Source organism: Clostridium sp. 1001271st1 H5, assembly GCF_005845215.1.
Classification (GTDB): domain Bacteria; phylum Bacillota; class Clostridia; order Lachnospirales; family Lachnospiraceae; genus Enterocloster.
In genome coordinates this window covers 59,981-75,542 of sequence record NZ_SPHO01000015.1, presented here as the reverse complement: position 1 = coordinate 75,542, position 15,562 = coordinate 59,981, and the positions used below count along the sequence as shown (strand labels likewise).

The 15,562-nt window shown below is 51.7% G+C and carries 10 protein-coding genes; 6 read left to right on the top strand and 4 right to left on the bottom strand.

Translation table 11 applies throughout. The features are described from left to right. Window positions 1-225: 225 nt before the first annotated feature. The gene (locus tag FGS84_RS20925; RefSeq protein WP_138310266.1) at window positions 226-2,106 is read right to left on the bottom strand and encodes a PEP/pyruvate-binding domain-containing protein; all 1,881 of its coding nucleotides are present in this window, start codon (window positions 2,104-2,106) and stop codon (window positions 226-228) included. Window positions 2,107-2,173: 67 nt separating this feature from the next. After that, window positions 2,174-3,139 carry a LysR family transcriptional regulator gene (locus FGS84_RS20920; protein WP_138310265.1) on the bottom strand — a complete coding sequence of 322 codons (966 nt, stop codon included), beginning with the start codon at window positions 3,137-3,139 and terminating at the stop codon, window positions 2,174-2,176. 130 nt (window positions 3,140-3,269) lie between these two features. Here FGS84_RS20920 and FGS84_RS20915 point away from each other — a divergent pair, with 130 nt between their 5' ends. From FGS84_RS20915 to trpB, 6 genes are all read left to right on the top strand, one after another. Then, a complete protein-coding gene (locus FGS84_RS20915; RefSeq protein ID WP_138310264.1) occupies window positions 3,270-4,556 on the top strand; it encodes an aminotransferase class I/II-fold pyridoxal phosphate-dependent enzyme in 1,287 nt (428 codons plus the stop codon). Between the two features lie 40 nt (window positions 4,557-4,596). Next, window positions 4,597-5,859, top strand: coding sequence for a Glu/Leu/Phe/Val dehydrogenase (locus FGS84_RS20910; RefSeq protein WP_138310263.1), 1,263 nt, complete (start codon window positions 4,597-4,599; stop codon window positions 5,857-5,859). 299 nt (window positions 5,860-6,158) lie between these two features. Then, complete coding sequence (locus FGS84_RS20905) at window positions 6,159-6,989, top strand: AraC family transcriptional regulator (RefSeq protein WP_138310262.1); 831 nt, start codon at window positions 6,159-6,161, stop codon at window positions 6,987-6,989. A gap of 133 nt (window positions 6,990-7,122) precedes the next feature. Beyond that, window positions 7,123-8,433 carry an O-acetylhomoserine aminocarboxypropyltransferase/cysteine synthase family protein gene (locus FGS84_RS20900; protein ID WP_138310261.1) on the top strand — a complete coding sequence of 437 codons (1,311 nt, stop codon included), beginning with the start codon at window positions 7,123-7,125 and terminating at the stop codon, window positions 8,431-8,433. Between the two features lie 215 nt (window positions 8,434-8,648). Further along, window positions 8,649-11,693 (top strand): GGDEF domain-containing protein, encoded by a 3,045-nt coding sequence (locus FGS84_RS20895; RefSeq protein ID WP_138310260.1) that lies wholly within the window; start codon window positions 8,649-8,651, stop codon window positions 11,691-11,693. Window positions 11,694-11,750: 57 nt separating this feature from the next. Further along, a complete protein-coding gene (gene trpB, locus FGS84_RS20890) occupies window positions 11,751-12,968 on the top strand; it encodes a tryptophan synthase subunit beta (RefSeq protein WP_138310259.1) in 1,218 nt (405 codons plus the stop codon). Window positions 12,969-13,035: 67 nt separating this feature from the next. Here the strand turns inward: trpB and FGS84_RS20885 are convergent, their stop codons facing one another. Beyond that, window positions 13,036-14,232: an NADP-dependent isocitrate dehydrogenase gene (locus tag FGS84_RS20885; RefSeq protein ID WP_138310258.1), complete on the bottom strand. Its 1,197-nt coding sequence runs from the start codon at window positions 14,230-14,232 to the stop codon at window positions 13,036-13,038. Window positions 14,233-14,439: 207 nt separating this feature from the next. Then, window positions 14,440-15,297 carry a DUF4397 domain-containing protein gene (locus FGS84_RS20880; RefSeq protein WP_138310257.1) on the bottom strand — a complete coding sequence of 286 codons (858 nt, stop codon included), beginning with the start codon at window positions 15,295-15,297 and terminating at the stop codon, window positions 14,440-14,442. Window positions 15,298-15,562 lie beyond the last annotated feature (265 nt).

Sequence of the window (15,562 nt, the reverse complement as noted above, 5' to 3'; positions counted from 1 at the left end):
ATTTTCGATAAAAATAAAAAAATCACATATTTTTGTAAATCATCATAGGAATAATGACTTACAAAAACATGTGAAATCAAAATCTTATAAAAAATATGAGATAACTATATCATGATTTTTGGTGTCTGTCAATGGTAAAAAATAATTTATTTCCCGCAATGTATATCCCGCGTGATAATAAGGCGGGTATACATTGCGGGAAAACGTATGATTGCAGGCGGGAAATCATTCCTGCTCTGCGCCGCGTATCCGGCACACGGCCCGGCCCTCCTGGGCATCCAGGGTCAGGGTGGCCCTGGATTGGCTTATGTCATGGACCTTTACGATGTCAGCCAGCTCCTGGGATTCATCGGGCAGGATGTCCCTTAACACCTCTGGGTATTTGGAAAGAAGCTCAGGGTGGTACAGCCTGGTCTTGCTGTTGTCATTGATGGCACCGTAATACACATCCGCCTCAACCATGTCCTGGAACATGTGGCTGCCGTATGAGAGGTCGGGATGGTAGCCGGCTTTTCCATAGGCCACCTCGCAGATGGCGCTGAACTGGCTGATTTCCGCATAGACCACGGGTACGCCTAGTTCCGGGGAGGATGTCCCGATACGGCCCGGCACCAGAAGCATCAGCTTCCTATCCGTGTCCTCAAAATGCTGGTTGATGCGGCTGATGAGGCGGGCCACATCCGGTTTCCGGGAGTATTCATATTCATAGTATTTCTGCGGGTCCACCCACACAATATAGTCGATGCGCTCCTCCTTGGAACGGCGCATGGAGGTCCTGCGGACATCAAAGAGGAATTCATGGTCCACGCCGTCCGGTATATGTACCTGCTCGGATTTGGCGGTCTGAAGGGGGCGGCATTGCAGCAGGTTCAGCCTCCACACGCCTTCCTCCGGGCTGGTGACGGCAAACTCCACATCTACGGGACGCTCATACTCTTTTTCAAGCATCTTCATAAGGGAGCGCATCATGCGTATGAACTCCAGGTTGTCCACCAGGCCCTGGCAGTCCGCAAAATAGATGGTCCTGTAAATGTGGCGCTCGGCCAGCAGGTCCTCGGCATCCGTGTCCCTGCTGAGGACCATTTTTTTCTGCCATTTGGGAAAGAGGTCCAGAATTTTTTCCAGGGATTTGGTGCAGAGCGTCTTAGTGCCAAAGTCCAGGACATCTACCTTGCGCTGGGAGAATTTGTGGCGTTCAGCCAGGGTGGTCCTTAGGTTGGCCTGGGCCCTGTCCAGGCCGATGAGGCGCGGATAATCGCCGGGTGTCCTTTCCACTGCCCTTGTGCCTAATCCCATGACCATGCGCAGCATTCCTGCCTCAGGGTTTAAGTGCTCCATCCATTTGTAAGGGTTGTAGGAACAGCCCATACCAGCTGCCACCGGCATATAGAGGTCACCGTACTGCTGGCCCGCCACCTGCTGGACCAGCAGGGCCATCTGCTCATCCACATCTAACAAATGGCGTTTCCTCCGGTACTCAATGGCCTGTTCATTCATGGTGCTGGCGTAGACCCGGCGGATGGCTTCCTCCAGTTCCTCCATCCGTTCCTCCTTGGTACCCTGATTCATGCAGAAAATGGATTCATATTTGCCGGAGAATGCATTGCCGTATCCGTCCTCCATGATGCTGCTGGAGCGGACAATGATGGGGGTGGTTCCGTAGTGGTCCAGCATGTCGCTGAGCTCTTCCCGGATATCTTCGGGAAGGGAGCCGTTTCGCAGCCGTCTGGTCAGCTCCTCTGTTTCCTTAAAATGTTCCTTTTCCAGCCGGTGCCTGGCCTTTAATTCCGCGCAGCGGTTATACACCAGATACCGGTAGAACACATCCGTGCCAATGAAAAAGGAGTTATGTGGCTCCACATGTCCGGCGTATTCCGGCATGTTCATCTCAATCAGCTTCCTGGCCACTAAAAGGCCGCAGGCCTTTCCGCCGATGACGCCGCCTCCAATCTTGCGCATCCAGACCCGGCGGAAATCCTCCTCCGTGAAATGCTTCAGTATCAGCTGCTCCATATGGCTTTCCGTGGTCATGAGCCGGTTGCAGATACATTTTTTCTCTTCTCTTGTCAGGTTTTCCTTCTTAAGGATTTCTGGCCATCCTACCATATTTCTTACCCCCGTATGTGTTTTTTTTTTGACAAAAATGCTGTTTATAACACTTATAAGCATACGCTTATAGATATTTCTCAGAGTTTTTTTCAATGCCCGGAATGGCCATTTTGATGAATTCAATCATGCTCCGGGTCAGGTATTTATTTTTTTTGTAATACAGGTAGACCTCCCTTACCGCCTCAGGGTCGTCAATCTTATAATATATGATATCCGGGTTTTCCGGAAGGCACTTGACCACGGTGTCGCTGACAAAGGAGGCGCCCATGCCGTACTCTGTCAGGTGATAGGTGGTTAAAAGCTGGTTCAGCTTTAAGGTGTAGTTTAACTGGATTCCGGCCCGGCCCAGTATGGCGTCCACACGTTCCCTGGTATCGTTGTGGGAACGCAGCATCACAAAGGGCTCATCCTTGAATTTCTTTAAGGATACGGCCGGAAATGTGTCGTTCTGGTGGAGGCAGCGCTTTATGTCGGCAGCCTTCAGCTGGTATTTCACTGCACGCCGGTTGCTGTCAAAGGAGCAGGGGACGGCCAGCAGCAGCCGTTCCTCCATGAACCGCTCCTTTTCGTAGATGCCCGCATCCAGCAGATAATTGTCAATGATAATGTCCAGTTCCCCGGCAAAGAGCTTCTGCTCCAGCAAAGGGGTGTGGCCCTCGAACAGGTTCAGCTTCACGTGAGGATACGCCCTGCGGAATTTATCAATAATGGGAGGAAAGATGAAGGAGGAAAAGAGGTAGGTGCCGCCTACGGACAGCCGCCCGGTTTTCAGCTCCTGGAGATTGCCCACATAGTAGGCAAATTCATTTTCCAGGTCCATGATTTTCTCCGCTGTCTTGATGTATTTCCTGCCGCACTCGGTCAGCTGGATGGGACTGGTGCTCCGGTCAAAAAGCGGCATTCCCACCTTTGTCTCTATCTTCTTAATCATGGAACTGAGGGCTGGCTGGGATATGTAAAGGTTCTCAGCAGCCTTGGAAAAGCTCTGTTCCTTATAGACTTCATACACATAATTCATCCCGCTGAACATAGCTGCACCTCCTATAAGTTTTTAATTATAAGTTTTATTCAAATATAAATATTTGTTTTTATTCTAGGTTATTTTTATAATAAAGGCAAGAACAAATATATCTGACAAATGTTTGATGCGGAGGCAATGAATGAACCATGTAACGGAATATTCCAGACAGGAACTGCATGATATGTTAAAAGAGCTTACCATACAGTTTCAGGAAGCCAGGAAACTGAATTTGAAACTGAATATGGCCAGGGGAAAGCCTGCAGCAGCCCAGTTGGATATGAACATGGGCCTGTTGGAGTTTCCGAAGGACTGTGTGCTGGAGGACGGCACGGACACAAGGAATTACGGCGTCCTGGAAGGGATTCCGGAATGCAGGCGTCTGTTTGGACAGCTTTTGGGGCTGAATCCGGACCAGATTATCATGGGGGGCAATTCCAGCCTGAACCTGATGTTTGACACCATTGCATTTCACTGCCTCTTTGGGACCGGCGGAGAAAAGCCATGGAGCCATTACGGATATGAGGGCAGTCCGGTAAAATTCCTGTGCCCTGTGCCCGGCTACGACAGGCATTTCCAGATTTGCGAGGAGCTGGGAATCCAGATGATTCCCGTACCTCTTCTGGAGGACGGGCCGGACATGGATATGGTGGAAGCCATGGCAGGAAAGGATGAGTCCATCAAGGGAATCTGGTGTGTTCCCCTTCATTCCAATCCCCAGGGCGTTTGCTACAGCGACCGGGTGGTGGACCGTCTGGCAGCCATGGAGACAGCTGCCCCGGATTTCAGGATATTCTGGGACAATGCCTACGGCGTACATCATATCTACGGTGAAGTGGCCCTTAAGAACATCCTGGATGCATGCCGGGCCTGCGGACACCCGGACAGGGCCTACTATTTCTTTTCAACCTCCAAAATAACGTTTCCGGGAGCAGGCGTTTCCCTGGTTGCCTCAGGCCCGGACAACATGAAGGAGCTGAAAGGACATATGTCCTCCCAGACCATCGGACATGACAAGCTGAACCAGTTAAGGCATGTGCAGTATTTTAAGACGCCGGAGAACATCCGCCGCCATATGAAGGAACTGGCAGATGTGCTGAGGCCCAAATTTGACATGGTGCTGGACCGTCTGGAGGAAGAGCTGAAAGGGACCGGACTGGCGGTGTGGAGCCATCCAAGAGGAGGTTATTTTATTTCCCTGGACACCCTCCCGGGATGTGCGAAGCGCACGGTACAGCTGGCCGGGGAGGCCGGTGTCACGCTCACAGGCGCAGGAGCCACCTATCCTTACAAAAAAGACCCGGAGGACAGGAATATCCGCATTGCGCCCACCTATCCCACACCGGAGGAACTGAAGGCTGCCATGGACATATTCATTCTGTGCGTGAAGATAGCAGGAATCGAGTCAGTGATGAATCAGGGAAACTAAGTTACAGTGTAAACAATCAGGCAGAAAAAGGAGAGCAGGTATGGAGAAAACATATAATCCTTATGACAATGTGTTAAAGGTAGTAAAGGAAGCAGCCGATATACTGGGCTATACGGACAGCGATATAGAAGCCATCAAATACCCGGAGAGGGAGCTTAAGGTTGCGATTCCGGTGCGTATGGACGACGGCACCACCAAGGTATTTGAGGGATACAGGGTACAGCACTCCACATCCCGGGGACCGGCCAAGGGAGGCGTACGTTTCCATCCGGCCGTTAACCCTGACGAGGTCCGGGCGCTGGCAGCCTGGATGACATTTAAGTGCGCCGTGGTAAACATTCCTTACGGCGGCGGCAAGGGCGGCGTTGTGTGCGACCCAAATGAGCTGTCTGAAAATGAAATCCGTGCCATCACAAGAAGATATACGGCAGCCATCGCCCCGCTCATTGGGCCGGAACAGGATATCCCGGCTCCTGATGTGGGCACCAATGCGGCTGTTATGGGATGGATGATGGATACCTACAGCATGCTGAAGGGCCACTGCATCCACGGAGTGGTTACAGGCAAGCCCATCTGCCTGGGCGGTGCGCTTGGAAGGAACGAGGCCACCGGACGGGGCGTTATGTATACCACGAAGAACATCTTGAAAAAAATGGGAATCCCTGCTGAGGGAACCACGGTGGCCATTCAGGGAATGGGAAATGTGGGCAGCATCACAGCCAAGCTGCTGCACAGGGAAGGCATGAAAATCATAGCTGTCAGCGATGTGTCCGGGGGAATCTATCGTCCTGAGGGGCTTAATGTGCCGGCTATTCTGGATTACCTTTCCCTTAACAGGAAAAATCTGTTAAAGGATTACACGGAGGAGGGCATGAGCCGCATTACCAACGAGGAGCTTCTGGAGATGGATGCCAGGGTACTGGTGCCGGCAGCCCTTGAGAACCAGATTAATGCTTCCAATGCGCATAAAATCCGGGCGGAAATCATTGTGGAGGCAGCCAATGGACCAGTGGCCGCGGATGCGGATGAAATACTCCGGGACAGAGGCATTACCGTTGTGCCCGATATCCTGGCCAATGCAGGAGGCGTGGTGGTTTCTTATTTTGAGTGGGTCCAGAACATCCAGTCCGTGAGCTGGACTGAGGAGGAAGTCAACGAAAAGCTGAAGGATATTATGGACCCTGCGTTTGAGGCTGTATGGGATATTTCACAGAAACAGAATGCCACTATGCGCACCGGCGCATACCTGATTGCCGTGAAGCGGGTAGTGGAAGCCAAGGCAGCAAGGGCAATCTGGCCCTAGAGCACATCACAGAATTTATTACAGATAATATCAAAGCCAGTCAATATAGCAGCAGTTACAGAAAGACCAGGCACTGGGGATGCCTGGTCTTTTACTGCGTATAAAGGGGGATAAAATGTGTGAAAGGGGGAGGGCCCTTTCGGTTTTTGCAACAATTTATTTGCTGTGTTTCTCTTGCTTACAGGACACATTATAATACAGGTATATTGCAAAAACCATTGTCAGAAGACAAAGAAATATTGCAATCAGCACAATCTGTGTTAGAATGAAAGAAACCGGATTTTAAAAGGAGGAGGTCCATGTACCAGGAAGAGAGCTTTAAGACGCAGAAGGTGGTCTATGCCCATACGCGCAGCGACGAGGCGGATATGGAGTACAGGATGCACTGCCATGATGTCTATGAGGTTTATTACATGATTTCAGGCAATGTGGAGTATCTGCTGGAGGGCAGGACCTACACGCCCAGGCCGGGGAGCCTGATTATCATACCGCCTGGCTGCTTTCACGGGTTAAGGGTCCTGGATTCGGATGAATACAACCGGATACGGCTGCACGTTGCACCGGAGCTTCTGGAGGAAAATGAGCAGGCCCTTTTGCTGAAGCCCTTTGGGACAGGATGGTGCTGTTATGAGGAACAGTTTCAGCTGGAGTGGTACTTCCATTCCCTGGAGGAGTGCGGGGGCTATGGAAAGGATTTACAGGATATTGCAATCCGCACACGGGTGCTGTCTCTTTTGACTAAGATTTTTGCAATGTACAGGGAGGCGGCAGGGACATCCAGGGGAAAGGAGGGGCAGGTCCAGGAAATCATCCGCTATATCAACCAGAACCTCTCTGAATCCCTGACACTGGAGGGGCTGGCACAGACCTTCTATATGAGTAAGAACCATCTGACTGCTGTATTTAAGAGGGCCACGGGAACCACGGTGGCCCGGTATATCCTCTATAAGCGCATGGCTGTTGTGAGGAAAGAACTGGCCATGGGGGCGCCGGCAGCAGAGGCGGCGTCCAGGGCAGGCTTCGGAGACTACTCCAGCTTTTTCAGGGCTTACAAAAAGATGTTTGGATGTGCGCCTTCTGATAAGAATGGGCCGGGAATGCCTGAGATGGATAAGGGGGGCTCTGTTTAAGAATGCCCGGCCGGGAATAGAGGATGCAGTTATATAAATGTATTGAAATAAATTCTTGACAGGAAAAAAATACCATGATACTATCAATTAAACCTATAGAAATAGTAGGAATAGAGAGACGGAGGACAGTATCATGGGAGAGAAGCGTAAGAGAGCAGACAGGCATTTTAAATTTGAGACAACCCAGCTTCATGGGGGGCAGGAGCAGCCGGACCCTTCCACCGGGGCAAGGGCAGTGCCGATTTACCAGACATCGTCGTATGTATTTGACAGCTGTGACCATGCGGCGGCCCGGTTCAATCTCAGCGACCCCGGAAACATATACAGCCGTCTAACCAATCCTACCCTGGATATATTTGAACAGAGGATGGCGCAGCTGGAGGGCGGTGTGGCTGCCCTGGCAACGGCTTCCGGAGCAGCGGCCCTGTCCTATACATTCCAGAACCTGGCCCGGTCAGGGGACCATATTGTATCATCCAGCCATATTTACGGAGGCACCTACAATTACCTGGCCCACACCTTTCCTGAATACGGGGTAAAGACCACTTTTGTGGACCCGGCCGATTTGGAGGCGGTAGAGGCAGCCGTCAGGGATAATACAAAGGCTGTTTTCATAGAGACGCTGGGCAACCCCAATTCCGATATTGCTGACATAGAAAGAATCGCTTCCATAGCGCACCGCCACCAGATTCCCCTGGTTATAGACAATACCTTTGCCACGCCGTATCTTGTCCGTCCTATTGAGTACGGCGCTGACATTGTGGTACACTCAGCCACAAAGTTCATCGGCGGTCACGGTACCACGGTGGGCGGCGTGATTGTGGACAGCGGCAGGTTTGACTGGACTGCCTCCGGCAGGTTTCCGGGACTTACAGAGCCAAACCCCAGTTATCATGGCATACGGTTTGCCCAGGATGTGGGGGCTGCGGCCTTTGTCACAAGGATACGGGCCATTCTCTTAAGGGATACGGGGGCCACCCTTTCACCATTCCACGGTTTTATGTTTCTGCAGGGGCTGGAGACACTGTCGCTGCGGGTGGAACGCCATGTGGAAAATGCCCTTAAGGTGGTGCAGTACCTGAACGCCCATCCCCAGGTGGAAGCGGTCCATCATCCAAGTGTAAGCCGGGACCCGGTTCAGCAGCAGCTTTACAGAACTTATTTCCCCAGAGGCGGCGGTTCAATCTTTACTTTTGAAATCAAGGGTGGGGCGGGGAAGGCAAGAGCCTTCATTGACAACCTGGAACTGTTTTCCCTTCTTGCCAATGTGGCGGACGTAAAGTCCCTGGTCATTCATCCTGCTTCCACCACCCATTCCCAGCTGAACGAGGAGGAGCTTCTGGAGCAGGGAATCCGTCCCGGAACCATCCGCCTGTCCATTGGTACGGAGCACATAGACGACATATTGGAGGATTTGGAGGAGGCCTTCCGGTCAGTTTCATAGATTCCCGGATAATCCGAGGATTTTTCTGGAGAAAACAAAATACATATATTCATGCAGAGCGGTCTATTTGACCGCTTTTTGCGTTGAAGCAGCGGATGCCGGGTGAAATTTTGAAATAAAACATTTTTTTATCGTATCCTGGGTGAGAGATGCTATAATAAAGTGGGACTGAATATTTGGACGGGCGCCGCTTGTCCGTGTGCTGAGGTAAACATATGGATTACAGTGATTTAAGGAAATGCTTTATCTTTCATGATACAGAGTGGTCAGGCCATATCCTGGAGCATACGCAGATGGGGTTATGGGCCATGGTTACAGACCGCAGCATGAGCCGGGCCGGGATGTATGTGGACCGGACCATGGCCTGGCTTTTGGGCCTTAAAGAGGAACTGGAGCCCGAGGCATGCTTTGAATTCTGGTACGGAAGGATTAACCGGGGAAACTATGTGTACGTTAACGAGGCCATGCAGCGTATACTGGCAGCGGATAAGCTGTGTGAAATCCAGTATACATGGAATCATCCTGAGTGGGGCGATATGCTGGTGCGGTGCGCAGGCCGGTCCAGGCAGATGGAGGATGGAAGAGTGCTCATCACGGGGTATCACCAGAACATGGGCATCCTGGACCAGATGATGCGGTGGCCTCTGTATATTGGCGGCCAGGAGATATTTGAGTACAACATCAATACCAGGACAGCCCTGGTTTATACGGAGCGCAAGCTTACATACGGGGAAGAACGGCAGTTTAAGGATTTTCCCCAGTGTGTGGTAAAGAACCAGGTGGTCCATCCGCAGAGCCGGAATGCGTTCCTGCAGGCGTTCCGCGTGTTACAGGAGGGCGGGAGAACTGCGCGGTGCGAGGTCCGGCTTAAAGACCGGAAGGGGGACTATGGGTGGTTCAGCCTGGAGCTGGAAATCATGGCTTATGAGGGTGATTTACCGGGAATTGTTCTTGGCAGGATTCAGGATATATCCAGGCAGAAGGAGCTGGAGCAGGCATATATGAAATCCAGGCGTGTAAACCAGTTTCTGCTGGAGGGTATGCTGGCATACGGGGACGCGGACCTGACAGAGGATAGGGTGACAGGGGCCTCCGGAAAATGGCGGGAGATTCGGGAAGCAGCCGCTGGCTGTTCCTACAGCTGTTTTGTGCAGAAGATGGCTGAGGAGACAGTAAAACCCGAACACAGGGAAGAATTTTTACGGACATTTAACAGAACCGGCCTGCTGCAGAAGTATGATGACGGGGAATGCAGGACGGCGCTGGAATACAGGCGTCTGATGGGGCATGACATGCTGTGCTGGGTACGGGTGGAATTATACATGTATATGGACCCTGCCGGGGACCATGTGCGGGCATTTTTCTGTATGAAGGATATTCACCGGTATAAGAGGACGGAGCACAGCCTTTCGCAGGACAAAGAGGTCTGCGGGGCAGGCCGGGAAAAGCTGTCTGAGCGAATCCTGCAGGCCGCTAAAGAGGCTGAAGGCCGGGGACCGCGGCCCGGGGAGGAGGATGGACAGAAAATTGCCTATAAGGTTATCAGCGGTATCTATGCCATGACAGATGCGCCGGACATGGAGGAGGCCATGAGCCGTCTGATGGATATTCTGGCAGATTATTACGGGGCGTCCCATATGCGGATGTTCCTGAAGGATAAGGATTCCTTCGGTATCAGCTGCATCTGCCGCATGGATGAATACGGCAGGCCCGGGATAAGCCTGACCCTGGAGCAGGACATGGAGGCGTGGCTCAGCCATAAGCGGCCCTCCGGCGTTATGGACTACGTGGAACCTCAGGACATGCTGGGGGAGTCCTTTGAGGTGTTCCAGGGCATGGAGAGGGAGCGGCTCGCAGATATGTCGGTATTTCCCATTGTCAGCCGCAAAGGGCTTCAGGGATATATTGTCATGTTTGAACGCAAGAGCCGCCGGCCTCTGGCGCTGATGGATATGCTGGTGTATTTCATTGCCCAGGAAATCAACAGGAGACAGGACTCCCAAAGCCTGTATTACAGCATATATCATGATTCCCTTACCGGACTGCTTAACCGGGGCAGCTATGATGAGTACCGCAGGCAGTACAGGGCGGACCGGGTGGTTTCCCTGGGCGTGATTGTGGTGGATATCAACGACCTGAAATCCATCAATGACACAAAGGGTACTGAGCAGGGAGACAGAATCATATGCAGTGTGTCGGATATCATCAAGAAGCATTTTCCGGACCGCAGAGTGTTCCGCCTGAACAGCAATGAATTTGATATCATAATGGAGGATATATCCTCGGTGGAATTCGAGCAGAGAACGGGCCTTCTTTTGCAGGAGCTGGGGGCGCAGAGCCAGCTGTCCGCGGCAGTGGGAAAGATATGGGATGACAGGGAGAAAAACCTGGACTGGGCTGTGAAGCAGGCCTGTGAGCTGATGCGGATTGACAAGCAGAAATATTATGAAAGCAAGCCGTCCTTTCACGGCAAGGGAAGGATGGAGCTTATAAAGGAGCTGCTTTCCACCATTGAGCGGGGGGAATTCCGTGCGTTGCTGCAGCCTAAGCTGTATTTTGACACAGGCGTATGCGCTGGCGCCGAGGCTCTGGTACGGGTTAAGGGAAAGGAAGGCGGGGATGTGCTTCCCTCCAGGTTCATCGGTGTATTGGAACGGGAAAACCTTATAAGCTATGTGGATTTATTTGTTATGGAAGAGTGCTGCCGCCTGCTGGAGCAATGGAAGAGAGCCGGTTATACAGAGCAGATTCTGTCCTTTAATTTTTCCCGGCTGACCCTATTAAGCGAGGGTATCGTGGATTCCGTGGAATCCATTGTACAGAAATATGATGTAAGGCCGGAACAGCTGGAGATAGAGGTGACGGAAAGCATCGGGGCCCTGGGAAGGGATGTGGTGTATCAGGCGCTGCGGGAGTTCAAGAAACGGGGATACCGTATCTGCCTGGATGATTTCGGCACCAAATACAGTAATCTGGACATCCTGTCCGATATAGAATTTGACGTCCTGAAGCTGGATAAGAGCCTGGTGGACAAAATCGGAAGGGATAAGGTGAGCCGGCAGATTGTCAAGCATGTGATAGCCATGTGCAGGGATTTAAAGATACAGACCGTGGCGGAAGGGGTGGAGGAAGCCGCCCAGGCGGACTATCTGATTCAGTGCAGGTGCGCCGCAGGCCAGGGGTATCTGTACGGAAGACCCATGGAGACAGAGGCGTATGAACGGGGATTCTGCAGGTTCAAACCCAGAGATACAGATTGAAAACCAGGGGAAATAAAGCTATAATGGATAGAAAAATATATGACTAAGGAGAAGGACATGGATTACAGAACCTATTTAAAGAATTATCCGGATAAGGACGGCCGTTTCGGTGAATACGGAGGCGCTTATCTTACAGAGGAGCTGATACCGGCTTTTGAGGAGATAGCAGACGCATACCAGACCATCTGCCATTCCTCACAGTTCATCAATGAACTGAGGCGGATCCGCAAGGAATTCCAGGGAAGGCCAACTCCGGTTTACCACTGCGAGCGTCTGTCCGGAAAAATTGGAAATTGCCAGATATATCTGAAACGGGAGGATTTGAACCACACAGGCGCCCACAAGCTGAACCACTGTATGGGGGAAGGACTGCTGGCCAAATTCATGGGCAAGAAGCGCCTTATCGCAGAGACTGGGGCAGGCCAGCACGGGGTGGCCCTGGCCACGGCAGCTGCATTTTTCGGCCTGGAGTGCGAGATTCATATGGGAGAAGTGGATATAGCAAAGCAGGCGCCCAATGTTACCAGGATGAAGATTCTGGGAGCAAAGGTGGTGCCGGTTACCCATGGTCTTAAGACGCTGAAGGAGGCAGTGGATTCGGCCTTTGAATCCTATGCCAGGAATTATAAGGATTCCATATACTGTATCGGCTCTGCCCTGGGCCCTCATCCATTTCCGCTTATGGTCAGGGATTTCCAGTCTGTTGTGGGATATGAGGCAAGGGACCAGTTCCTGGAAATGACAGGCATGATGCCGGATGAGGTCTGCGCCTGCGTGGGCGGGGGCAGCAACTCCATCGGTATGTTCATTCCCTTCCTGGACGACCCGGTGGACATCACAGGGGTGGAGCCTTTGGGAAGAGGCGAAAAGCTGGGGGACCATGCTGCGTCCATGAAATTTGGTGAAAAGGGAGTTATGCATGGATTTGAGAGCATTATGCTGAAGGATGAGAAGGGAGAGCCGGCGCCGGTATACTCCATTGCCAGCGGGCTGGATTATCCGTCTGTAGGTCCGGAGCATGCATTCCTCCACGATTTGGGCCGGGTTAAATACGACACGGTAAGCGATGAGGAAGCCATGGAGGCATTTTTCAAGCTGTCCAGATATGAGGGTATCATACCGGCAGTGGAAAGCTCCCACGCTGTGGCGTACGCCATGCGCAGGGCAAAGGAGATGAGACAGGGCTCCATCCTGGTGTGCTTAAGCGGCAGAGGCGATAAGGATATCGACTATGTGGTGGAGCATTATGGTTATGGGGACCAGTTTATGGATTAGAATAAAAGACATCCGGTCAGGGAATCCTATCCCGGACCGGATGTCTTTTTAGACCCTGTATTCTGTTTTACAGCCTCTTTGCAATTGCCCTTATAAAGTCCCCGCTGTTAAGAACCACCGGATTCGGAATGGTGGTAATCAGGGCCAGGTCTTTTGTCATTTCGCCGCCCTCAATGGTATCGATGGTAGCCTTTTCCAGCTTGTCCGCAAATTCCATCAGTTCCTTATTGCCGTCCAGCTCGCCGCGCTTGCGCAGTGCTCCGGTCCAGGCAAAGATGGTTGCAACGGAGTTGGTGGAGGTCTCTTCTCCCTTTAAGTGCTTATAATAGTGGCGCTGTACGGTTCCGTGGGCAGCCTCGTATTCATAGTTGCCGTCAGGAGATACCAGAACAGAGGTCATCATGGCCAGGGAACCGAAGGCAGAGGATATCATGTCGCTCATGACATCGCCGTCATAGTTCTTGCAGGCCCAGATGTAACCGCCTTCGGATTTCATGACACGGGCGACCGCGTCATCAATCAGGGTGTAGAAATAGGTGATGCCGGCAGCTTCAAATTTTCCTGCATATTCACGGTCGAATATCTCCTGGAAGATATCCTTGAAGGTATGGTCATACTTCTTGGAGATGGTATCCTTGGTGGCGAACCAGAGGTCCTGCTTTGTATCCAGAGCGTAGTTGAAGCAGCTTCTGGCAAAGCTTTCAATGGACTGGTTGATATTGTGCATGCCCTGTACGATGCCCGGGCAGGTAAAGTCGTGAACCAGTTCGCGGCTCTCTGCGCCGTCCGCGGCAGTGTAAACCAGTTCTACCTTACCGGGTCCAGGTATCTTCATCTCTGAACCCTTATAAACATCGCCGTAAGCATGTCTGGCAATGGTGATAGGCTTCTTCCAGTTCTTAACACACGGTTCGATTCCTTTTACAACAATGGGGGCGCGGAACACGGTTCCGTCCAGGATGGCGCGGATGGTTCCGTTGGGGCTCTTCCACATTTCCTTCAGGTGGTACTCCTCCACACGCGCCGCGTTGGGGGTGATGGTAGCGCACTTCACAGCCACACCGTACTTCTTGGTGGCATTGGCGGAATCAATGGTTACCTGGTCGTTGGTCTCATCCCTGTATTCCAGTCCAAGGTCATAGTACTCAGTCTTTAAATCTATGTATGGCAGCAGCAGGTCGTCTTTAATCATCTGCCAGAGAATTCTGGTCATCTCATCGCCGTCCATCTCAACAATCGGGGTGGTCATCTTAATTTTGTCCATACTGTATCCTCCTGAATTTTCGCATTATTTTATAGTATACGACGGATTGGTATTTCGCACAAGAGAAAACTCTCTCATCTGGCGTGGGTTTCATCCGCCGGCTTTCCTTTATTTTATCATGAACAGGGCCGAAAAATACAGGCTTTTATACAAAAAAAGGGAGAAGGATGCATCAATTTTGCATCCTTCTCCCTGTGAGGCTGTTGATTAGCTTCTCCGGTCCTCCACCAGAAGTGTCTGTATGGTATCCACGGAAGGATTCCAGTTCAGTACATAGAGCGTATAAATCCGGGAGGGATTCAGTGTTACCGGCGTGGTAACCAGGGTATTTTCCGGCCGGGCGGAACGGGCCACACGCAGGGTATAGCTGCCGGAGCTGAGCCGGCTGAAGCTGGCTGCATCGGCAAAGTTGATTGAGTTAAAGTAAATATTGCCCAGGGAGGCATTGATGGGCCCGCTGTAGTAGGCTAAATTGCAGACCCGGAAACAGGCAGAGGTCCGGTCCGTGGGGCAGGCCGTATCCTGGATGGATACCAGGTCCAGGCCTGTGGAGGAGTTGACAATGGCAATGGTGGCCATTCCGTCGCCAACATACATGGATTTGCGGAGATATACATAGCCGTTTGAGCCCATGACGGAGAAGGTATGGTAGCCCTGGGACAGCTGGCGGTACTGGGTCACTTCAGAAAACTCCAACCCGGAGAATACTGGCCGGTTATCTATATACACGGTAAATGGGTTATACCCGGTGGCCCCGTTTAACAGGCGTATTCCGCCGTGAATCCACTGGTTATTATTGCAGAACACGCAGGGGATGGGATAATATGGCGGATAGGGGTGCACAGGGTAATTCGGACGGACGGGATAGTCAGGGCGTACCGGATAATCAGGACGTACGGGGTAGTCCGGATAGTAAGGAGGCATGACTGAAAAATCAGGGTCGATATCATCGTCAGGGGACGGAAGCATCATTTCAGTGTCAGGATATGTGAAACCTGGGTCAATCGGGTCTTCTGCCTGGGTCATCCTAAGTAACGGTTCAGAGTAGGGGTTATTGTTATTCATATACAATGGTCCTCAGTTGGTGCTTTTATGATAATATATGTCTGACACGCAGAAGGTGTACGGCAAAAGAGAAATAAAAAATGAATTTAACTGCAGCATTTGTAGCCTTATAGCTGTATATAGGTCAGCTGCCCAGCCCTGTACAATTTTGGCAAACGGAAAAGAAAACACGCCGGAGCCCCTTAAACCAGGGTTTCCGGCGTGTTTTTGTATGTTCCTGAGCGGATTCGAACCGCTGGCCTTCCGCTTAGGAGATGGACCCAGT